23 protein-coding genes are annotated in these 19257 nt (G+C 70.3%); 1 reads left to right on the top strand and 22 read right to left on the bottom strand.

What is annotated here, in order from left to right; translation table 11 throughout:
• Positions 1-28 precede the first annotated feature (28 nt).
• The 5 genes from KKZ08_RS27915 to rpsB all read right to left on the bottom strand — a co-directional run bounded on the left by KKZ08_RS27915 (position 29) and on the right by rpsB (position 4725).
• Positions 29-1138, bottom strand: a complete 1110-nt coding sequence (locus tag KKZ08_RS27915) for a phosphatidate cytidylyltransferase (protein WP_223777049.1) — start codon at positions 1136-1138, stop codon at positions 29-31.
• 32 nt (positions 1139-1170) lie between these two features.
• On the bottom strand, positions 1171-1728 hold the full coding sequence (frr, locus tag KKZ08_RS27910) for a ribosome recycling factor (protein ID WP_223777048.1): 558 nt from the start codon (positions 1726-1728) through the stop codon (positions 1171-1173).
• A gap of 171 nt (positions 1729-1899) precedes the next feature.
• Entirely contained in the window at positions 1900-2661 is a 762-nt protein-coding gene (gene pyrH / locus KKZ08_RS27905) for a UMP kinase (protein ID WP_223777047.1), read from the bottom strand.
• A gap of 201 nt (positions 2662-2862) precedes the next feature.
• The gene (tsf, locus tag KKZ08_RS27900; protein WP_223777046.1) at positions 2863-3699 is read right to left on the bottom strand and encodes a translation elongation factor Ts; all 837 of its coding nucleotides are present in this window, start codon (positions 3697-3699) and stop codon (positions 2863-2865) included.
• Positions 3700-3801: 102 nt separating this feature from the next.
• On the bottom strand, positions 3802-4725 hold the full coding sequence (rpsB, locus tag KKZ08_RS27895) for a 30S ribosomal protein S2 (protein ID WP_223777045.1): 924 nt from the start codon (positions 4723-4725) through the stop codon (positions 3802-3804).
• A gap of 357 nt (positions 4726-5082) precedes the next feature.
• Here rpsB and KKZ08_RS27890 point away from each other — a divergent pair, with 357 nt between their 5' ends.
• Positions 5083-5736, top strand: coding sequence for a M23 family metallopeptidase (locus KKZ08_RS27890; RefSeq protein WP_223777044.1), 654 nt, complete (start codon positions 5083-5085; stop codon positions 5734-5736).
• Here KKZ08_RS27890 and KKZ08_RS27885 read toward each other — a convergent pair.
• The 17 genes from KKZ08_RS27885 to KKZ08_RS27805 all read right to left on the bottom strand — a co-directional run bounded on the left by KKZ08_RS27885 (position 5690) and on the right by KKZ08_RS27805 (position 18836).
• Positions 5690-6247: a TetR/AcrR family transcriptional regulator gene (locus tag KKZ08_RS27885; RefSeq protein WP_223777043.1), complete on the bottom strand. Its 558-nt coding sequence runs from the start codon at positions 6245-6247 to the stop codon at positions 5690-5692. The genes KKZ08_RS27890 and KKZ08_RS27885 overlap by 47 nt on opposite strands.
• Before the next feature lie 118 nt (positions 6248-6365).
• Complete coding sequence (gene whiG / locus KKZ08_RS27880) at positions 6366-7208, bottom strand: RNA polymerase sigma factor WhiG (protein ID WP_223777042.1); 843 nt, start codon at positions 7206-7208, stop codon at positions 6366-6368.
• A 345-nt stretch (positions 7209-7553) separates the two neighbouring features.
• Positions 7554-8714 carry a DNA-processing protein DprA gene (gene dprA / locus KKZ08_RS27875; protein WP_223777041.1) on the bottom strand — a complete coding sequence of 387 codons (1161 nt, stop codon included), beginning with the start codon at positions 8712-8714 and terminating at the stop codon, positions 7554-7556.
• Positions 8711-10345 (bottom strand): YifB family Mg chelatase-like AAA ATPase, encoded by a 1635-nt coding sequence (locus tag KKZ08_RS27870; protein ID WP_223777040.1) that lies wholly within the window; start codon positions 10343-10345, stop codon positions 8711-8713. Before KKZ08_RS27870 ends, dprA begins: the two co-directional genes overlap by 4 nt.
• Positions 10345-10725, bottom strand: a complete 381-nt coding sequence (locus KKZ08_RS27865) for a YraN family protein (RefSeq protein ID WP_223777039.1) — start codon at positions 10723-10725, stop codon at positions 10345-10347. Before KKZ08_RS27865 ends, KKZ08_RS27870 begins: the two co-directional genes overlap by 1 nt.
• Before the next feature lie 107 nt (positions 10726-10832).
• The gene (locus KKZ08_RS27860; protein WP_003965949.1) at positions 10833-11141 is read right to left on the bottom strand and encodes a DUF2469 domain-containing protein; all 309 of its coding nucleotides are present in this window, start codon (positions 11139-11141) and stop codon (positions 10833-10835) included.
• A 55-nt stretch (positions 11142-11196) separates the two neighbouring features.
• A complete protein-coding gene (locus KKZ08_RS27855; RefSeq protein WP_223777038.1) occupies positions 11197-11724 on the bottom strand; it encodes an NUDIX hydrolase in 528 nt (175 codons plus the stop codon).
• Positions 11714-12469 carry a signal peptidase I gene (gene lepB / locus KKZ08_RS27850; protein WP_223777037.1) on the bottom strand — a complete coding sequence of 252 codons (756 nt, stop codon included), beginning with the start codon at positions 12467-12469 and terminating at the stop codon, positions 11714-11716. The genes KKZ08_RS27855 and lepB (KKZ08_RS27850) overlap by 11 nt, the downstream gene beginning before the upstream one ends.
• Positions 12470-12549: 80 nt before the next feature.
• The gene (gene lepB, locus KKZ08_RS27845) at positions 12550-13512 is read right to left on the bottom strand and encodes a signal peptidase I (protein ID WP_223777036.1); all 963 of its coding nucleotides are present in this window, start codon (positions 13510-13512) and stop codon (positions 12550-12552) included.
• Entirely contained in the window at positions 13397-14482 is a 1086-nt protein-coding gene (lepB, locus tag KKZ08_RS27840) for a signal peptidase I (RefSeq protein ID WP_223777035.1), read from the bottom strand. The genes lepB (KKZ08_RS27845) and lepB (KKZ08_RS27840) overlap by 116 nt, the downstream gene beginning before the upstream one ends.
• Entirely contained in the window at positions 14475-15194 is a 720-nt protein-coding gene (lepB, locus tag KKZ08_RS27835) for a signal peptidase I (protein WP_223777034.1), read from the bottom strand. Before lepB (KKZ08_RS27835) ends, lepB (KKZ08_RS27840) begins: the two co-directional genes overlap by 8 nt.
• A 45-nt stretch (positions 15195-15239) precedes the next feature.
• Positions 15240-15590, bottom strand: a complete 351-nt coding sequence (gene rplS, locus KKZ08_RS27830) for a 50S ribosomal protein L19 (protein ID WP_223777033.1) — start codon at positions 15588-15590, stop codon at positions 15240-15242.
• Positions 15591-15755: 165 nt separating this feature from the next.
• Positions 15756-16577, bottom strand: a complete 822-nt coding sequence (gene trmD, locus KKZ08_RS27825; protein ID WP_223777032.1) for a tRNA (guanosine(37)-N1)-methyltransferase TrmD — start codon at positions 16575-16577, stop codon at positions 15756-15758.
• On the bottom strand, positions 16577-17194 hold the full coding sequence (gene rimM / locus KKZ08_RS27820) for a ribosome maturation factor RimM (RefSeq protein WP_223777031.1): 618 nt from the start codon (positions 17192-17194) through the stop codon (positions 16577-16579). Before rimM ends, trmD begins: the two co-directional genes overlap by 1 nt.
• A gap of 132 nt (positions 17195-17326) precedes the next feature.
• Positions 17327-17566, bottom strand: coding sequence for an RNA-binding protein (locus KKZ08_RS27815; RefSeq protein WP_014176063.1), 240 nt, complete (start codon positions 17564-17566; stop codon positions 17327-17329).
• A gap of 2 nt (positions 17567-17568) precedes the next feature.
• Positions 17569-18012, bottom strand: coding sequence for a 30S ribosomal protein S16 (gene rpsP, locus KKZ08_RS27810; protein WP_223777030.1), 444 nt, complete (start codon positions 18010-18012; stop codon positions 17569-17571).
• Between the two features lie 191 nt (positions 18013-18203).
• Positions 18204-18836 (bottom strand): hypothetical protein, encoded by a 633-nt coding sequence (locus KKZ08_RS27805; protein ID WP_223777029.1) that lies wholly within the window; start codon positions 18834-18836, stop codon positions 18204-18206.
• Between the last annotated feature and the right edge of the window lie 421 nt (positions 18837-19257).

Genomic DNA, 19257 nt, shown 5'->3' with positions numbered 1-19257 from the left:
CATTCACGCAGGTCAGACCAGGTAGAGGTCAGCCGGACCCGACGAAGATCACCAGCAGGAGCCAGACGACCGGCGCCGTCGGCAGCAGTGAATCCAGGCGGTCCATGATGCCGCCGTGCCCCGGCAGCAGCGTGCCCATGTCCTTGATGCCGAGGTCCCGCTTGATCATCGACTCGCCGAGATCGCCGAGCGTGGCGCTCGCCGCGACCGCGAGGCCGATGAGCAGCCCCTGCCACCACGTCCCGCCGTCGATCAGGAACTCCATGCACAGCGCGCCCGCCGCCATCGCGAACGTGATCGCACCGAGCAGGCCCTCGCGGGTCTTGCCGGGGCTGATGCGCGGCGCCAGCTTGTGCTTGCCGAAGCGCCAGCCGACCGCGTACGCCCCGGTGTCGCTGACCACGGTCAGGAGCAGGAAGGTGAGCACCCGCTGCGGTCCGTCGTCCGCGGTGAGCATCAGCGCCACGAACGTGGCGAGGAACGGGACGTAGAAGGCCGCGAAGACCCCCGCCGTGACGTCCTTCAGATAGCCCTCGGGAGGCTCGGTCATGCGCCAGACCAGGACGGCGAGCGCGGTGAGCGCCATCGCCACCCAGGCACCCTCGGGGCCCCGGACGTAGCCGGCGACGACCATCGCCGCGCCGCCCACCGCGAGCGGCACCAGCGGCGCCTTGATGGCCTTGCGCTCCTCCAGGCGGGAGGTGAGCTCCCAAAGGCCGACCACCACGGCGACCGCTATCACGCCGATGAAGGCGGCCTTCACGATGAACAGCGACGCGATGATCACCGCGCCGAGACCCACACCGACTCCTATGGCCGCACCGAGATCGCGGCCCGCGCTCTTCTTCGGCGCGGGCTGCGGCGCTGCCGGGGCGGGCTGTGGTGCGCTGGGCATGGGCTCCTGCGAGGGCTCGTCACGGAACAGGGGGCCGCCCATCCGAGTGGCCCCCCGGTCGTCCTGGTCAGAGCCGCTCACCGGTGCGTCGGGCACGATGGGCATCGGCTGCGTCACGGACGGAAGCAGCGCGTCCTGCGCATCGTACGCGGGACCTGCCGGGGGCGCCCCCTGACCAGGTCCCTGGTCGGGCGGCCCCCAATACCCGGCTCTGGGCGGCGCCCCCCAGGAAGAGTCGTTCACGGATCGGTTTCCTGATTCCTCGGACTCGAGCCTCAGACTTCGAGCAGCTCGGCTTCCTTGTGCTTGAGCAGCTCGTCCACCTGAGCGACGTACTTCGCGGTGGTGTCGTCCAGCTCCTTCTCGGCGCGGCGGCCCTCGTCCTCACCGATGTCGCCGTCCTTGACGGCCTTGTCGATGGTCTCCTTCGCCTTGCGGCGGATGGAGCGGATCGAGATCTTGGAGTCCTCGGCCTTGGTCTTGGCGACCTTGATGTACTCCTTGCGGCGGTCCTGCGTCAGCTCGGGGAAGGTCACCCGGATGATGTTGCCGTCGTTGCTCGGGTTGACGCCGAGGTCGGAGTCGCGGATCGCCTGCTCGATGTTGCGCAGCGCGGTCTTGTCGAACGGGGTCACCACCGCCATCCTCGGCTCGGGCACCGAGAACGAGGCCAGCTGGTTGATCGGCGTCAGCGCGCCGTAGTAGTCCGCCACGATCTTGTTGAACATCGCCGGGTGCGCACGGCCGGTGCGGATCGCGGCGAAGTCCTCCTTGGCGACCACGACGGCCTTCTCCATCTTCTCCTCGGCCTCGAGGAGGGTCTCTTCGATCACCACTTGCTCCTGCGTGTCTTGAGTAGGCCCGGCTAGCACGGGGCGGCCGGCTGCGTCGCGTGTCTTTCCTGCACGGTGTCCGACCGGCAGGGCTTTGTCCATCCCCTCAAGGGGCGTCTCGCGTACGTCCCTTGAGTCGGGCTCAGATCCCTGAGGCCCAAGGCCCTGAGGTCAGTTCCGGCTTCCCTGGTCGCCCACGAGTGTGCCGATCTTCTCACCCTTGACGGCTCGGGCGATATTGCCTTCGGAGAGCAGCTCGAAGACGAGGATGGGCAGCTTGTTGTCCCGGCACAGCGTGATGGCGGTCATGTCGGCGACCTTGAGGTCGCGGGTGATGACCTCGCCGTAGCCGAGAGCGTCGAACTTCACCGCGTCGGGGTTGGTCTTCGGGTCGGAGTCATAGACGCCGTCCACGCCGTTCTTGCCCATGAGCAGCGCCTCGGCGTCGATCTCCAGGGCACGCTGCGCGGCGGTGGTGTCGGTGGAGAAGTACGGCATGCCCATACCGGCGCCGAAGATGACCACACGGCCCTTCTCCAGGTGGCGCACGGCGCGCAGCGGGATGTACGGCTCCGCGACCTGGCCCATGGTGATGGCGGTCTGGACGCGGCAGTCGATGCCCTCCTTCTCCAGGAAGTCCTGGAGGGCGAGGCAGTTCATGACCGTGCCGAGCATGCCCATGTAGTCCGAGCGGGCCCGGTCCATGCCGCGCTGCTGGAGCTCGGCGCCGCGGAAGAAGTTGCCGCCGCCGATGACGACGGCGATCTGGGCGCCGTCGCGGACCACGGCCGCGATCTCCCGGGCGATGGCGTGCACCACGTCGGGGTCGACCCCGAGGCCGCCTCCACCGGCGAACGCCTCACCGGAGAGCTTCAGCAGGAAGCGTCCGGCAACTTTGCCGTCGTCACTCTTCGAGTCGGCCTTGGTGGTCATGGTGTTCTCGCTTCTCTTACTTGACACACATACGAAAAAGGCCACTGCCGGTGGGGTGTCGTTCGCATCCCATGCTCGGCAGTGGCCTCCTCGTCAGATCCTGCGGTCGTACATCGCGTACGGGGTTCCCCTTCCGGGGCTCCCCACGCGGGCGACCGCTGTCGACCCTATAGGGGGTCTACCGTCGATCGCGGTACGGACTCAGATACCGACCTTGATGCGCGTGAAGCGCTTCAGGGTGACACCGGCCTCGGCGAGAACCTTCTCGACCGACTTCTTGTTGTCCAGCGCGTACGGCTGGCCGAGGAGGGTGGCCTCCTTGAAGAAGCCGTTGACGCGACCCTCGACGATCTTCGGGAGCGCGGCCTCGGGCTTGCCCTCGGCGCGGGTGGTCTCCTCGGCGACGCGACGCTCGGACTCGACGACCTCGGCCGGCACGTCCTCCTTGGAGAGGTACTTCGGCGCGAAGGCGGCGATGTGCTGCGCGATGCCCTTGGCGACGTCGGCGTCGGCCTTGTCCAGCTCGACGAGGACACCGATCTGCGGGGGCAGGTCGGGCATCGTGCGGTGCATGTACGCGGAGACGTAGGCGCCGGAGAACTGCGCGAAGCGGTCCAGGACGATCTTCTCGCCGAGGTTGGCGTTGGCCTCGTCGACGTACGCCTGGACGGTCTTGCCGGCCTCGATCTCGGAGGCGAGCAGCGCCTCGAGGTCGGCCGGGGACGTCTTGGCGATGTGGGCGGCGAGGTTGTTCGCCACGGCCTGGAACTTCTCGCCCTTGGCGACGAAGTCCGTCTCGCACTTCAGCTCGACGATGACACCGGAGGTGTTGTCGTCGGCGATGAGGGAGACCACGGCGCCGTTCTCGGCGGAGCGGCCCTCGCGCTTGGCGACGCCCTTCTGGCCCTTGATGCGGAGCGCCTCGACGGCCTTGTCGACGTTGCCCTCGGCCTCGTCGAGCGCCTTCTTGCAGTCCATCATGCCGGCGCCCGTGAGCTCACGGAGCTTCTTGACGTCAGCGGCGGTGTAGTTCGCCATGATCGAAAATTCTCTCTCGAAGTCTTGAAAGATCTACGGAGGTCTACGGGTGAACGGCGGGGGCCGATCGGGCCCCCGCCGTCAACTACCGAACCTGTGAGGTCAGGCCTGCTCGGCGTCCGCGGCCGGGGCCTCGGCAGCGGGGGCCTCGGCGGCCGGAGCCTCGGCGGCGTCCTCGGCCGGCTTCTCGTCAGCCTTGGGGGCCTCGGCGGCCTCGTCGGCCTTCTCGCCCTCGGCGTCGGCCTTCTTGTCACCCTCGAGCAGGTCGCGCTCCCACTCGGCGAGCGGCTCGCCGGCGGCCTTCTCGCCCGGCTTCGAGTCACCGGTGGCGGCACCGGAACGGGCGATGAGGCCCTCGGCGACGGCGTCGGCGATCACGCGGGTGAGCAGCGTGACGGAGCGGATCGCGTCATCGTTGCCGGGGATCTTGTAGTCGACCTCGTCGGGGTCGCAGTTGGTGTCGAGGATGGCGACGACCGGGATGTTGAGCTTCCGGGCCTCGCCGACCGCGATGTGCTCCTTCTTGGTGTCCACGATCCAGACGGCGCTGGGCACCTTGGACATCTCGCGGATACCACCGAGGGTCTTCTCCAGCTTGGCCTTCTCGCGCGAGAGCACGAGAAGCTCCTTCTTGGTCAGACCGGAAGCGGCGACGTCCTCGAAGTCGATCTGCTCGAGCTCCTTGAGGCGCTGCAGACGCTTGTAGACGGTCGAGAAGTTGGTGAGCATGCCGCCCAGCCAGCGCTGGTTGACGTAGGGCATGCCGACGCGGGTGGCCTGCTCGGCGATGGCCTCCTGCGCCTGCTTCTTCGTGCCGACGAACATGACCGTGCCGCCGTGGGCGACGGTCTCCTTGACGAACTCGTAGGCGCGGTCGATGTACGACAGCGACTGGAGCAGGTCGATGATGTAGATGCCGTTGCGCTCGGTGAAGATGAAGCGCTTCATCTTCGGGTTCCAGCGACGGGTCTGGTGACCGAAGTGGACGCCGCTTTCCAGCAGCTCCCGCATCGTGACGACGGCCATGGCCGTTCTCCTTGAGATTCTCGGTTGTGCCGCGTGTGCCGGACGGCACTCGCGCCTGACGCCCGCTGTGCGCCTTGCCACGAAGGACCGAGGGGCGCTGACACCGGCTGTTGATGGCCTGATGTCGGGGCGTGCGAAGTCGACCCGGTGACCCGGATCGCCACAAGAAGTGTACGGGACCCGCGGGGCGCCAGGTGACGCCGTCGTCCGTGACCTGGCGGCGGAGCCGTCCATGCCGTCGGGGGGCTGGGTGCCTCTTCCACTCACACGGGTGACGGCGCTGTCCACAACCGGCCGGTACTCCACGGATCCGGACCATGATCCCTACGGATCGGCGGGACGCGGGACGGTTCTGCCATGCCTCTCATCCGCCTGGAACTGCTCCTGCCGACGCTGGCCGCACTGCTGGCGACCGCCCTGAACCCTCCGCCCCCTCCCCCGGGACCGACCCCGGCGCCCTCCCCGCCACGCGTGGCCCGGAACTGGCCGGTGGGCACCCACCCGCCGGTCCTGCGCGCCTGGGACCCGCCCTCGACCGCGTACGGCGCGGGCCACCGGGGCGTCGATCTCGCCGCACCCCCCGGCACGGCCGTCCGGGCGGTGGCACCCGGCCGGGTGTCGTTCGCGGGCAGGGTGGCGAGCGAAGGCGTGGTCTCGGTGGAGCTGGACGGCACAGGAGATCCTCCGCTGCGCACGACGTACGAGCCGGTGCGGCCCACCGTGAAGAAGGGCGCCGAGGTCACCGCGGGTGAGGAGGTCGGCGTCCTGGAGCCGCCGACGGGGCACTGCGCCGGGGGCTGCCTGCACTGGGGTCTGCTCAGGGGCGAGACCTACCTCGATCCCTTGAGCCTGCTGCCGCCGTGGCTGCTGCGCCGGGGCCCGTCGCGACTGCTGCCCCTCACGGATGCACCGCCTGGGCTGCGGGCGGGCGTGGCATGGGACGGATGGCCGCCCGGCCGGGGTCTCAGCCCCGCACGCCCCGCAGGGCCATGGCCACGGCCGCCTCGGTGATGGCCCCGGGCTCTTCGGCGACGCCGAGCTCGATCCGCCGCACGGCTGCGTCCACGATGCCCTGGAGGAGCATCGCCGCCATCCGGGGCTGCTCGTGCCCGAGCTCTTCGAGCGCCTCGACGATCATCGCGATGAGCCCGCCGTGCGCGGCCCGGATCTTCTCCCTGGCCCCGGCGTCGAGCTCACTGGCGGAGATGGCGACCACGGCGCGGTGCCGTCGGTCGCCGACCAGGGCCAGCTGCCGCCGCACATAGGCCTCGACCTTGCCCTCGGCGGACTCCGCGCCTTCCATGGCCGCCGACACCTCGGCCGCCCAGACGGGAAAGTCCACCTCGCACAGCTCTTCGACCACGGCCGCCCGCGACCGGAAGTACTCGTAGACGGACGACCGGGCGAGCCCGGTGCGCTCGGCGAGGGCGGGGAAGGTCAACGCCTCCGTACCGCCTTCGGACAACAGGGACCGCGCGGCGTCCAGCAGGGCCCCGCGCTGCATCGTCCGGTGCTCGGCCACTGAGGCCGCTCGAATCCTTGGCACGGCTCCACTTTACGGACGGGACGCGCCGCACGGGAGTCGCGGCGGGGCGCATAACCGTCGGGCAGGGACGATTCAGCTCACTCGACGCACCGCATCAGCGACCAAAACTGGCCAGCTTCGCGCGCAGCTGGAGCACCGATTTCGTGTGGATCTGGCTCACCCGGCTCTCGGTCACCCCGAGCACATTGCCGATCTCGGCGAGCGTGAGCCCTTCGTAGTAGTAGAGCGTCACGACGGTCTTCTCGCGCTCGGGCAGCGTGTTGATCGCCCGCGCGAGCAGCCTGCGCAGCTCCCGGTCCTCGGCGACCTCCACGGGGTTGTCGGCCGCGTGGTCCTCGAGGGTGTCCATCAGGCTCAGCCGGTCGCCACCGTCGCCGCCGACGTGCAGCAGCTCTTCGAGCGCCACCACGTTCGCCAGGGACAACTGGCTGAAAACCGCGTGCAGTTCCTCCAGCGCGATCCCCATCTCGGCGGCGACCTCGCTCTCCGAGGGGGTCCGCCGCAGCTGCGCCTCCAAGGTGGCGTAGGCACGCTCGACATTGCGCGCCTTCTGGCGCACGGACCGCGGGATCCAGTCGAGCGCCCGCAGCTCGTCGATCATGGCCCCGCGAATGCGGGTGATCGCGTAGGTCTCGAACTTGATCGACCGCTCGATGTCGAACTTCTCGATCGCGTCGATCAGCCCGAACACCCCGGACGAGACGAAGTCGGCCTGCTCCACATTGGGCGGCAGGCCCACGCTCACCCGGCCCGCGACGTACTTCACCAGCGGTGAGTAGTGCAGGATCAGCTGCTCCCGCAGCCGCCCGTCCCCGGTCTCCTTGTACGACCGCCACAACTCGTCCAGCGACGAGGGAGCGGGGGGCCGCTCCTGCTCGCCGCTACGGGCGGCGGGAGGGACCGCCGCCCGGTCGGACCCTGAGGTGTGCTGGGGCATTCGTCGCCTTGAGCCGTTCTGCCGTGAACCGGTGAGGTCGCGTGGGTCGGTGACGTCGCGCGAGGCGGCGAATCCACCGGGGCCGCCCGCGCTCGTCTGGTGGTGCGTTTGCGTGAAGTGAATGAGGTTGTCCGTCTGGCTGTCTGTCCGCGTCGGAATCCTTGTGAGCGTAGCGTGACTGAAGTGTCGCAGTGAGCGAAGGCTATGGGATCGTGCGTGCGCAGATACGTTCCGCTGGGTGGCCCCCCGAGCCGCCTCCATCGCCGTGGGTGACGGCGTCAGCGCATCAACTGCGCGATTTCCCAAGGTTTTCGGGGGTTCATCCGTCCGGCGGAACACACTCGGTCACGATTCACCTCCAGTAGCGAAGACGGCCACGAACGCCTGGCGTGTCAACTGCCAGCCGTCGCCGTGTCGTTCGACGAACCCCAACGACTGAAGCTCGTACAAGCGCCCTACCGCGTCGTCCACGCTTGTCCCCGCGCCGACAGCGACGTCCCCGGCCGTCGCCCGGCCTCGCGCGGGCAGCGCGGCCAGGACGCGGGCCGCCCCCGGCGCGAGCAGATCGCGCGGCAGGACGGGGCCCCGCCGCTCCGGGGCCAGGTCGCCCATGTCACCGACCAGCTCGATGACTTCCGCGGCATCGGTCACCAGGGCGCCGTCGCCCCGCAGCAGTTCGTGGACCCCGGCGGAGAGGCCACTGGTCGCGGGCCCCGGCACCCCCATGGTGAAGCGCCCCAGCTCCTGGGCACCCCGGGCCGTGGCCAGCGCCCCGCTGCGGTACGCCGCCTCCACCACCACCGTCCCTCGGGTGAGGGCGGCGATCAGCCTGTTCCGGAGGATGAAACGGCTCGGTGTCGGATGGTCACCCGGCGGCAACTCGCCGACCACCAGGCCCTGTTCCGCGATCCGCCCGATCAGCTCGGCGTGGCCGCGGGGATAGGCCCGGTCCACCCCGCAGGCCAGCACGGCCACGGTGGCCCCGCCCGCGCCGAGCGCTCCGCGGTGCGCGGCGCCGTCCACGCCGTACGCCCCGCCCGAGACCACCACCCAGCCGCGCTCCGCCAGGCCCGCGCCCAGCTCGGCCGCCATGTGCGCGCCGTACTGCGTGCAGGCCCGGGCTCCGACGACGGCCACCGACCGCACCGCCCATATCCGCAGGGAGGCCCTCCCCCGCACCCAGAGCCCGATCGGCCGGGCGTCCCCGAGGTCGTCCAGCGGCAGCGGCCACTCCGCGTCCCCGGGGCACACGAACCGCGCCCCGACATCCCCCGCCGCTTCCAGGTCCTCCTGCGGCCGGGCCCTGGCGGCCCGTGCCCGTAGCCCCTCCCAGCGCCGCGCGGTCACTCCCGGGAGCCGCTCCTCCTCCCCGCCGAGCCTGCGCAGCACCTCCACGGGCCCGGCCTCCCGGAGCCACCGGCCCCCGATCTCGTCCCCCGGTTCGAGCACCCGGGTCAGGGCGACCCTGGCCAGGCGGTCCTCGTCCGTCGGGGGGCCCGCGCTCACCTCGGGGCTCCGATCGGCTCGATCGCCATCGGCACGCCGCGCGCGATTCCCGTGCGCAGTTGCAGCGCCAGGGCGACGTCCTGCGCGGAGGGCCGGTCGTGCCCCGCCAGGTCGGCGACGGTCCACGCCACCCGCAGGACGCGGTCGAGGCCGCGGGCAGTCAGGAAGCCGCGCTCCAGGTCCAGCTCGGCCGCGTCCAGCGCTCCGGAGGCGGCGGGCCACCGGGTGCGCAACGCATGCCCCGGCACCTCGCTGTTGGTCCGCCATCCGGTGCCGGACAGCCTGGCGGCCGCTCTCTCCCGAGCGGCGCGGACGCGGTCGGCGACGGTCCGGGTGGATTCCCCCGGCGTGCCGTACCCGGCCAGTTCGGAGCGGGTGACGGCCTCCACCTCGACCTTCAGGTCCACCCGGTCGAGCAGCGGCCCCGAGAGGCGCGCCTGATAGCGGCGGATGACGGAGGAGGGGCACTCGCACCCGTCACCGAGCAGCGTGTGCCGCCCGCAGGGGCAGGGGTTGGCCGCCAGCACCATCAGGAACTTCGCCGGCAGCCGCACCACCCCGGCGCTCCGCGCGATGACCACATGGCCCGATTCGAGAGGCTGCCGCAAGGAGTCCAGGGCCTGGCTGCTGAATTCCGGCGCCTCGTCCAGAAAGAGCACCCCGCGGTGAGCCAACGAGACCGCTCCCGGCCGCGCCAGCCCCTGACCGCCGCCCACGAGCGACTGCATCGTCGCGGAGTGGTGCGGCGCGCAGTACGGCGCGATGTCCACCAGCGGCTTGCCCGGCGGGAGCATGCCCGCCACCGAGTGGACCGCCGTCACCTCCAAGGAGTCCTCGCGGGTCAGCCGGGGCAGGATCGCCGGCAACCGCTCCGCGAGCATGGTCTTGCCCGCGCCCGGCGGCCCCTGGAGGAAGAGGTGGTGCGCCCCCGCGGCGGCCACCTCCACCGCGGTCCTCGCCGACGTCTGCCCGACGACATCCGCCAGGTCCAGCGCGTGGGCATCGTCCATCGCGCCGCCGACGCCGAGGCCCGTGCCCACACCGGTGCCCGGCACACAGAGCCCGGCGAGCATCGGGTCGGGGCGCCCCGTCTCGTCCGGCTCCTCCAGCGGCACCGGCTCGTCGGTGAGGACCGCGATGAGCTGCCGCAGGCTGCGCACCCCGAGGACCGAGACGCCCGGCACCAGCGCGGCCTCGGCTGCCGTGCACTCCGGCACCACCACCTGTTCGTACCCCGCGTCGGCCGCCGCGAGGACCGCCGGCAGCACGCCCCGGACGGGTCGCACCCGTCCGTCGAGCCCGAGCTCACCGATCATCACGATGTCGGCCAGCACCCGTGGGTCGATCCGCTCGGCCGCCCCGAGGACCGCGCACGCGACGGCGAGGTCGAACCCGCTGCCGCCCTTGGGGACCGACGCGGGGCTCAGTCCCACCGTCAGCTTCTTCTGGGGCCACTCCGCGCCCGAGTTGACCACGGCCGCCCTGACGCGGTCCCGGCTCTCCGTCAGGCTCTTGTCCGGCAGCCCCACCAGCGTGAACGCCGCCACGCCGGGCTCCAGATCGGCCTGCACCTCGACGACCACGCCTTCGACGCCGACCAGCGCCACCGAACACGTACGCGCGAATCCCATCAGGCCACCCCCCGCGCATGCTCGACCACGGGGGCTCCGCGCCGCGGGAGCAGGACGCCGATCAGGTCGATGCGGACGCCTCCCGGCGGTGGACCGCCGCGCTCCTCGATCCAGCGCTCCGCCAGGCGCCGCAGCCGCTCCGCCTTGATCCTGCCCACGGACGCCATCGGATGTTCGAACAGCGTCGAACCGACCAGCCCTGGCGCCCTGCGCGTCTTCACCTCGCAGACGACGAGGGCCTCGCCGTCCATGGCCACGATGTCGATCTCACCGGCCCTGCCCGCGCGCCAATTACGCGCCAGGACCGTCATCCCCACCTCGACCAGCCGCCGTGCGGCCAGGTCTTCGCCGTACTTGCCGAGTGCTCCCCGTGCGTTCATGCCGACACCACCTCCGGCACCCACAGTCACGGTTCGGCCCGCACCTATTGGATCTTGGTGCACAACTCACCGGTTGTGGAAAACTCCGCCACCCCGGCGAGTGAAACTCAGCCGCCCGGCAGCTCCAGATCGCTCTTGTTCAGCTCTTCGATGTTCACGTCCTTGAACGTGAGGACCCGCACCTGCTTCACGAACCGAGCCGGCCGGTACATGTCCCACACCCAGGCGTCCGCCATGGACACCTCGAAGAAGACCTCACCCTGAACGGAGTGCACCTGCATCTCGTAATCGTTGGTGAGATAGAAGCGCCGTTCGGTCTCGATCACGTATTTGAACAGACCGACGACATCGCGGTACTCCCGGTAGAGCTTCAGCTCCATCTCGGTCTCGTACTTCTCGAGGTCCTCGGCGCTCATGGCATGTTCCCCTTCAGCCGTGCGTCCCCCTATTGTGCGTCAGCCCCGCGAACCCCTACACGATTTCCGTGTCGAGGATCTCGGGCCGGTCCGGGGGTCCCTCGTCGAGCAGTCTGCGAAGCAGCTCGGCGAGTCTGGTCGGGTACACCGTCTCATGAGCCTCGGTCAGTTCCCGGCACGTCCACCAACGTGCTCCGGCCACACTGCGGCGTTCCAGCTCCGTCAGGCCCTCGGCGGCGGTCGCCGTCTGCGTCGTACGCGCCAGGTAGTACCACTCGTCCTGATCCCAGCGGCGTCCGGCGAAGGGGAAGGAACAGACGCGTCGCCACAGCACCGGGCCGAGCTCGACCTCCGTGATGCCGGTCTCCTCGCGCAGCTCGCGCAGGGCGGCCTGCTCGCGCGTCTCGTCGCCCTCCAGGCCGCCGCCCGGCGTGAACCACCAGTCGTCCGCCGGGTCACCTGGCTCATGGCCGTGCAGCAGCAGGATGCGGTCGTGCGGGTCCAGCAGCACCACGCGCGCGACCCTGCGCAGGGGCCGCCCCGTCGGCGACGGCTCAGCGGGCGCGCTCTCCTCAGCCGGCACCGACGGCCTCCGTCGCACGGCTCCGCCCGCGGCCGCGGCCCAGGCGCTTGGCCACGGGGCCGTACGCGGCGCCGCCGAGGACGAGCACCATGCCCACCACGATCGCGCTCAGCACCACCCGCAGCGGTCCGGGCTCGGAGAGGCCGCCCGGCAGGTCTGCGAAGCCCTCCGGCCGCTCCAGCATGCGGAACTCGCCCATCGGCCAGGCCACCGCGTCGACCCGCGCCCGCACCGCGTCGCGCGGCACGGTGCCGCCGTCCGCGTCGTCCAGGTGCGCGGTGGAGTCAAGGGAACCGCTGCGCTCGTCGCCGAGCAGGAACAGGCGGCCCTTGGGGACGGTCGTGGTGGGGATGGCGCCGGCCGCGACGCCCTTGCCCTCGGGAAGATACGGTTCTGCGACTTCCTTGCCGTTGATGGTCAGCTTGCCGTCCGTGCAGCAGGCGACCTTGTCACCGCCCACGCCGACCACGCGCTTGACCATCGGCAGGTCGCCCCAGGTGGACTGCTCGAAGACGACGACGTCACCACGGCGCACCTCCTCGCTCCCGATCCGTTGTGCGAGCACCCGGTCGCCCGCGCCGATCGTCGGGGTCATCGACCCCGTGGGCACGGTGTACGGCTGGTACAGGACCGCACCCCAGACGAATCCGCCGAGGAAGAGCACACAGCCGAGGGCCACGGCGATGCCCGACAGCACGCTGCCGAGCCGGCCCTGGCCCTCGTCCGTACGACGTGTCCTGCTCATCCCGGTGCTCCCCCGTCTCGGAGACGACCCCGCCGCCCGTGCGTACGGACGGCGGAAGATCGACGATCTGGGACGGCACCCTACCCGGCGGTACTGCCGCCAGGAACCCTCGCGTTCCGCGCCGCGGCGACCGTCAGCCGGCGCCTGCGCCACAGGACGAGCGGCACCGCGCCCGCCAGGCCGAGGACGCCGGGGGCGGCGCTCGACAGGGCGTTGATGCCCGGCTGGTCGAAGGTGTCCGGCTTGGGCAGCGTCGCCCAGCGGGTGGGCGGCCAGGCGATCACGATGGCGCGGCCCACGACGTTGTCCACGGGGACGGCGCCGCCGCCGGGCTGATTCTGGTGGTAGCGGGAGTCCAGCGAGTTCTGCCGGTGGTCGCCCATGACCCAGATCTTGCCCTTGGGCACGGTGACCTTGAACTGGCCGCCCTGGTCGTCGACCGTGCACGGGGTGTTCCCCGCGAAGACGTAGGGCTCGTTGAGCGCCTTGCCGTTGACCTTCACCGGGCCGGTGCCCTTGCACTCCACGGTGTCGCCGCCGACCGCGATGACGCGCTTGATCAGGTCCTTCTCGTCGGCGGACGGCATCAGGCCGATCCAGCCGAGGACCCTCTGCACCGCGTTCGGGTCGGGGGTGGGCTCGCCGTCCAGCCAGTGGCCCGGGTCCTTGAAGACGACGACCTCGCCGCGCTCGGGCTCGGAGCCGAACCACGGCGTCAGCTTGTCGACGAGGACGCGGTCGCCCTGCTGGAGCGTGTTCTGCATCGAGTCCGAGGGGATCGAGAACGCCTGCACCAGGAAGGACTTGATCACCAGCGCCAGGACCAGCGCGATACCGATGAGAAGCGGCAGTTCCTTCCAGAAGGACCGTTGCTTCTTCGGCTGCTTGGTGCCCTGGCCGCTCTGTGTCCCGTCGCCGTCCGCGGCGTCACTCCCGGGGTTCACACCGCCCGCGGCGGCCTCGACGCCCGGCTCGTCGGATCGTCCCGGCCGCTCCTCGGGCCCCTCGTGTCCGGATCGTGCGCCGACCGCCAAATCCCCCACATCCACTCCTCAGTCCGTGCCGCCGCCTGCCCCAGATGCGATGCAGGCCCACCACTCCCATAACGAGCGGGAGTTCCGCAGGGGTCGGGAGTCGGATCAATCCGTATCGATCGCCGTGTGCCACCCTATGCGACACGCCTGTGGCGGTGTCCGATCCCGCACGCGCGTCGGGTACGGACGCATATGTCTCGGGCTCCTCCAGTCTGCGCCAGTGACCGAAGGGCCAGGCGATGACGAGGGCCCGCCCGACGACCGCCTCCTCGGAGATGGTCCCGGCGAACTTCTCCGTGCGGTGGAAGCGGGAGTCGGCCGAGTCGCTGCGGTGGTCGCCCATCATGAACAGGCGCCCCTTGGGGACCTTCACCTTGAACTCGAAGGCCGAGGGCTTGTCGCCGGGGTGGATGTACGGCTCGTCGAGCGGTACGCCGTTGACGGTGACCTTGTCGTTCTTGTCGCAGCACTTCACGGTGTCGCCGCCGACGCCGACGACCCGCTTGATCAGGTCCCGCTCGCTGTCGGAGGGCAGCAGGCCGATCTGGGTCAGCCCCTCCTTGACCTGCTTGACGACCACCGGGTCGTCCTTCTTCTTGCCCTGCTCCTCTTCGAGCCAGTTGCCGGGGTCCTTGAAGACGACGACGTCACCGCGCTCGGGCTTCGAGCCGAACCAGGGAGTGAGCTTGTCCACCAGGACGCGGTCCCCGATCCGGATCGTCTGCTCCATGGAGCCCGAGGGGATCACGAAGGCCTGCACCAGGAACGTCTTCAGGACGAGGGCGATCAGCAGGGCCACACCTATGAGGAGAGGTATCTCCTTGATCGCGGAGCGCCGCCTGCGCCGCTTGACCTTCTTCGCGAGCTTGCGCCGCTCGGCCCTGCCCGGCCGGACGGGACCACTGGTCGGCCGGGACCCCGTGGGCAGCCGGCTGTCGGCCTGGTGGCCCGCGGCGCGTGTCCGCCCGCGGTTACCCATGCGCGCCGTCCGGTGCCGGCACGCGCGCGTAGCTGTCGGGGCGCTCCAGGGAGGTCCAGTGCCCGACCGGCCAGGCGATCCAGTCGGCCCGGCCGATGACCTCGTCCACGGGGATCATGCCGCCGCCGGGCTGCCCCAGGTGGTCACGGGAGTCCCGTGAGTCGCTGCGGTGGTCGCCGAGCAGGAACAGGCTGCCTTCGGGGACGACGACATCGAAGGGCACCTGTGAGGGGCTGTCGCCCGGAAACAGGTACGGCTCGTCGACAGGCTCGCCGTTCACCTTGATCCTCCCCCGCTCGCAGCAGACCACCCGGTCTCCCCCGGTGCCCACGACCCGCTTGATGTAGTCGGCATCCCCGAAGTAGCCGCTGCCGTCAAAGACGACCGCGTCACCCCGCTGCGGCTCGGAACCGAAACGGTACGCCAACTTGTTGACGAGTACCCGGTCCCCGACCCGGAACGCGGGCTCCATGGAGCCGCTCGGGATCTGGAAGGGCTGCACCACGAAGGTGCCGACGACGAGCAGTGCCGCCACGCACAGCAGGAACGTGAGCGTGAAGCCGCCGCCCGGCAGCCAGGAGACGAGCGACATGAAAACGGAGCGCGACCGTTCCTCCGTCTCCTCGGCGGCTTCGGGGACGTGCGGGACGTCTCCGGAGTCGGAGGGTGGGGAGGAGCGGTCGCGCTCCGGGTGCTGTGCTTCGGTGTCCATCGGGGCCAGATGCTATCCGGCCCCGCTGCGGACCCGCGCGGGAGCTCAGCTCTCGCGCTTCTCCTTGATCTTCGCGGCCTTGCCGCGCAGCTCACGGAGGTAGTACAGCTTCGCGCGACGCACGTCACCGCGGGTGACGAGCTCGATCTTCTCGACGATCGGGGTGTGCACCGGGAAGGTGCGCTCGACGCCGACGGAGAAGGAGACCTTGCGGACCGTGAAGGTCTCGCGCACGCCGGCACCCTGGCGACGGATGACTACGCCCTTGAACTGCTGCACACGGGAGCGGTTGCCCTCGATGACGCGGACGTGGACGTTGACGGTGTCACCCGGGCGGAAGGCCGGGATGTCGTCGCGCAGCGACGCGCTGTCGAGGGAGTCGAGCAGGTTGGCCATGATCGTCTGCTTTCTTCACTGATGCCACAGGTCATCAGCGGAACGTGGTGATGAGGATTCGGTAGCTGATCGCGTCGGGCGGGCGTCTGGACCATTCCCGCGCATGCGGGGAACTCCGGTCGATCCCCCTGTGGCAGGGGCGCACGCTGGACGTACAGCAGCGGCCTATTCTTCCACGGCCTCGGGGTCTCGCCCAAATCGGCCGTCGGGCCCCGGCCGCCACCCCAGGATCGAGAGCATCTCGCGGTCCTTCTTGTCGAAGGCCTTGGGGTCGCAACGCTCGATGAGATCGGGTCTGTTGCGGGTGGTGCGGCGCAGCGCCTCGTCCCGCCGCCAGCGGGCGATCTTGCCGTGGTGGCCGCTGAGCAGGACGTCCGGGATGCCGTGACCGCGCCACTGGGGGGGCTTGGTGTAGACGGGGCCTTCGAGGAGGTTGGCCATGGCGCCGGGCGCGAAGGAGTCGTCCTGGTGGGACTCGGCGTTGCCGAGGACGCCGGGCAGCAGCCGGGCCACCGCCTCCGTGATGACGAGGACGGCCGCTTCCCCGCCCGCGAGGACGTAGTCGCCGATGGACACCTCGTACACCGGCAGGCGGGTGGCGTACTCGTCCGTGACGCGGCGGTCGATGCCCTCGTAGCGCGCGGGCGTGAAGACCAGCCAGGGGCGCTCGGAGAGCTCGACGGCGAGTTCCTGGGTGAAGGGGCGCCCGCTGGGCGTCGGGACGACCAGGGCGGGCCCGTGGGCCCCTGACTCGTACCCTTCGGCGAGTACGTCGTCGAGGGCCGCGCCCCAGGGCTCGGTCTTCATGACCATGCCGGGGCCGCCGCCGTAGGGGGTGTCGTCGACCGTGTTGTGGCGGTCGTACGTCCACTCCCTGAGGTCGTGCACCCGCACGTCGAGCCGGCCACGCGCGCGTGCCTTGCCGACGAGTGAGACGTTCAGGGGCTCCAGGTACTCGGGGAAGATCGTGACGACGTCGAGCCGCATTACGCCTTGTCCTCCGGTGCCGACTCGTCCTCCGGTGCCGACTCGTCCTCCGGTGCCGACTCGCCCTCCGCGGCCGCCTCGGCGTCACGGGCGGACGCGATCTCCGCGCGGTCGTCGATGAGGCCGGGCGGGGGGTCGATGACCGCGCGCTGCTCCTCCAGGTCGATCTCGGTGACGATCTCCTCGACGAAGGGGATCATGACCTCACCGCCGTCGGGCCGCTCCACGATGAACAGATCCTGCGAGGGCAGGTGCGAGATCTCCGTGATGCGTCCGACCTCGGTGCCGTCCTTGGTGACCACGTCGAGATCCATCAGCTGGTGGTCGTAGTACTCGTCGGGGTCCTCCGGGAGCTCCTCGGGGTCGACCTCCGCGATGAGCAGGGTGTTGCGCAGCGCCTCGGCGCCGGTGCGGTCGCGCACGCCCTCGAAGCGCAGCAGGAGGCGGCCGCTGTGCACGCGGCCGGTCTCGATGGTCAGCGGGCCCACCGAGGCGGGGTCGGTGGCGAGCACGGCGCCGGGGCCGAGCCGCAGCTCGGGCTCGTCGGTGCGTACCTCCACGGTGACCTCGCCCTTGATGCCGTGGGCGCGGCCGATCCGAGCGACTACCAACTGCACTGCGTTCTCTCCTGTCGTGTGCCTACGGCTCCGTGCGCCCGCGGAAGTGCTCCGCAGACGACTACGGGCCGGGGAGGGCCCTGAAGCCCTCCCCGGCCCGAGCCGGTGCTGCTGTGGTTCTGTGAACCCGGTTCAGCGAACCTGGTCCACGTCGACGAGGTCGACGCGGACACCGCGGCCGCCGATGGCGCCCACGACGGTGCGCAGAGCGCGCGCGGTGCGGCCGTTGCGACCGATCACCTTGCCGAGGTCGTCGGGGTGAACCCGGACCTCGAGGACGCGCCCGCGGCGCAGGTTGCGCGAGGCCACCTGCACGTCGTCGGGGTTGTCGACGATGCCCTTCACGAGGTGCTCGAGAGCCTCCTCGAGCATGCTCAGGCCTCGGTGGACTCGGTGGACGCGGCCGCGTCAGCAGCCTCGTCCGCCTTCTTGTCAGCCTTCTTGGCCTTCTGAGTGATGGCCTCACCCTTGACGTCGTCGCCCTCGAGACCCTTGGTGAAGGCCTCGAACGCGGCGCGCTTGTCCTTGGGCTCCGCGACCTTCAGCGGCGCCGGGGCCGGCAGGCCCTTGTGCTTCTGCCAGTCGCCGGTGAGCTTGAGGATCGCCATGACCGGCTCGGTCGGCTGGGCGCCGACGGACAGCCAGTACTGGGCACGCTCCGAGTTGACCTCGATGCGCGAGGGGTTCTGCACCGGGTGGTACAGGCCGATCTCCTCGATGGCCCGGCCGTCACGGCGGGTACGGGAGTCGGCGACGACGATGCGGTAGTGAGGCGAACGGATCTTGCCCAGACGCTTCAGCTTGATCTTGACTGCCACGGAAGTGGTGTCTCCTGGTCTTGACGTGGGTGGGCACAAGGGTGATGCCGCGTGGGGTTGCGGTACTCGAGTGCCCGATGGACGCGTCAGCCGGAGGAGAGAGGGGTCCTGTGCGGCTGTCGAGTACAGCTAGCCATTGTGCCATACGCCGCCGGGGCACCCGCACCCCGGTTCGGGCGCCCCGGTGCTGCTCAGCCCACGCCCGCGCCGATCGCCTCCGGGATGCGGAAGGGCTTGCCGCAGCCGCCGCACATGATGGGCGCCTGGGCGAGCACGGACGGGACGACGCGGACGTTGCGCCCGCAGTCGCAGACGGCCTTCACGCGTACGCCTCCTCCGGAGGAGCCGTGCCGGGCGGCCGGGCCCCGGAAGCTGCGGGCGGTGTCCGCGGTGGTCGCCGCGGTGTGCGCCTTGAGGGCACGCTGCAGCCGTTCGATCGTCGGGCGGTACCGCCTCTTGGCCTCGGGGTTGAGCGTGACCAGCGAGAAGCCGCTGCTCGGATGCGGCTCCTCCGGATGGTCCAGGCCCAGCTCCTCGGCGATCGCGAGGAATCGGCGGTTGTGATATCGGCCGGCGCGTGAGGTGTCGCGTACGCCGCGCGAGGCGGCGATGCCATGGACTGCTTCGTGAAGCAGTCGCTCGAAGGAGAGCTCGGCGCCACACGCGGACGACGACTCTCCGATCAGGGATTCGGGCGCGGCAAGGTCGGGCAGCTCGGGGTGGTGCCGCTGAATGTCGGCCCACGCCTGTGCCAGCTCTGCGGCGAGAACAGGTGGTGTCGTGCTCACGTCGTGACAACGAGCCGGGTGCCCTGGGGGTTCCATTCCGGGGCATCCCAAATAATTTGCACGTACCCGTCAGTTGCCATTGATGCGTCCGGACGAGGGCGGGTGCGCTGATCTGCGGAGAAGCCTCGCAGCTCGCATCAAGCCGGTACGTAGTAGCGCGTACGCCCCGGCGCGTAGAGAAAGCCCTCACGCCGGGGCTTGTGTTGCCTCTACCCGCGTACGAGACGAAAACGGGCGCCCGCCGCCGGAATCGCGCTCCTCAGTAGGACTGGCCCGCGACAGTGACGTTACCCGGGGTCTCATCCGCGTCCGGCACCGGCCCGCCCTCCGCGATCAGACACCGTACGTGAATCCATTTCTGCCGGGGGGCGCACGGCGGTGGCACGCAAAGCATTGGCCCACAACCTCTGGACGCCACGACGGATGCGGAGTTCTCTGGCATACGGGGGGAGTGCGA

The sequence above is a fragment of the Streptomyces sp. 135 genome, from assembly GCF_020026305.1.
GTDB lineage: Bacteria > Actinomycetota > Actinomycetes > Streptomycetales > Streptomycetaceae > Streptomyces.
Note: the sequence above shows the minus strand (reverse complement) of the source record. Positions and strands in the feature narration are given on the sequence as shown.

What these genes read in the sequence shown, in the direction of transcription:
- pyrH (WP_223777047.1), bottom strand. Translation starts at nt 2,661, where the DNA reads ATGACCACCAAGGCCGACTCGAAGAGTGACGACGGCAAAGTTGCCGGA.
- tsf (WP_223777046.1), bottom strand. Translation starts at nt 3,699, where the DNA reads ATGGCGAACTACACCGCCGCTGACGTCAAGAAGCTCCGTGAGCTCACG.
- rpsB (WP_223777045.1), bottom strand. Translation starts at nt 4,725, where the DNA reads ATGGCCGTCGTCACGATGCGGGAGCTGCTGGAAAGCGGCGTCCACTTC.
- KKZ08_RS27890 (WP_223777044.1), top strand. Translation starts at nt 5,083, where the DNA reads ATGCCTCTCATCCGCCTGGAACTGCTCCTGCCGACGCTGGCCGCACTG.
- whiG (WP_223777042.1), bottom strand. Translation starts at nt 7,208, where the DNA reads ATGCCCCAGCACACCTCAGGGTCCGACCGGGCGGCGGTCCCTCCCGCC.
- KKZ08_RS27870 (WP_223777040.1), bottom strand. Translation starts at nt 10,345, where the DNA reads ATGGGATTCGCGCGTACGTGTTCGGTGGCGCTGGTCGGCGTCGAAGGC.
- KKZ08_RS27865 (WP_223777039.1), bottom strand. Translation starts at nt 10,725, where the DNA reads ATGAACGCACGGGGAGCACTCGGCAAGTACGGCGAAGACCTGGCCGCA.
- KKZ08_RS27860 (WP_003965949.1), bottom strand. Translation starts at nt 11,141, where the DNA reads ATGAGCGCCGAGGACCTCGAGAAGTACGAGACCGAGATGGAGCTGAAG.
- lepB (WP_223777037.1), bottom strand. Translation starts at nt 12,469, where the DNA reads ATGAGCAGGACACGTCGTACGGACGAGGGCCAGGGCCGGCTCGGCAGC.
- lepB (WP_223777035.1), bottom strand. Translation starts at nt 14,482, where the DNA reads ATGGGTAACCGCGGGCGGACACGCGCCGCGGGCCACCAGGCCGACAGC.
- lepB (WP_223777034.1), bottom strand. Translation starts at nt 15,194, where the DNA reads ATGGACACCGAAGCACAGCACCCGGAGCGCGACCGCTCCTCCCCACCC.
- rplS (WP_223777033.1), bottom strand. Translation starts at nt 15,590, where the DNA reads ATGGCCAACCTGCTCGACTCCCTCGACAGCGCGTCGCTGCGCGACGAC.
- trmD (WP_223777032.1), bottom strand. Translation starts at nt 16,577, where the DNA reads ATGCGGCTCGACGTCGTCACGATCTTCCCCGAGTACCTGGAGCCCCTG.
- KKZ08_RS27815 (WP_014176063.1), bottom strand. Translation starts at nt 17,566, where the DNA reads ATGCTCGAGGAGGCTCTCGAGCACCTCGTGAAGGGCATCGTCGACAAC.
- KKZ08_RS27805 (WP_223777029.1), bottom strand. Translation starts at nt 18,836, where the DNA reads ATGGAACCCCCAGGGCACCCGGCTCGTTGTCACGACGTGAGCACGACA.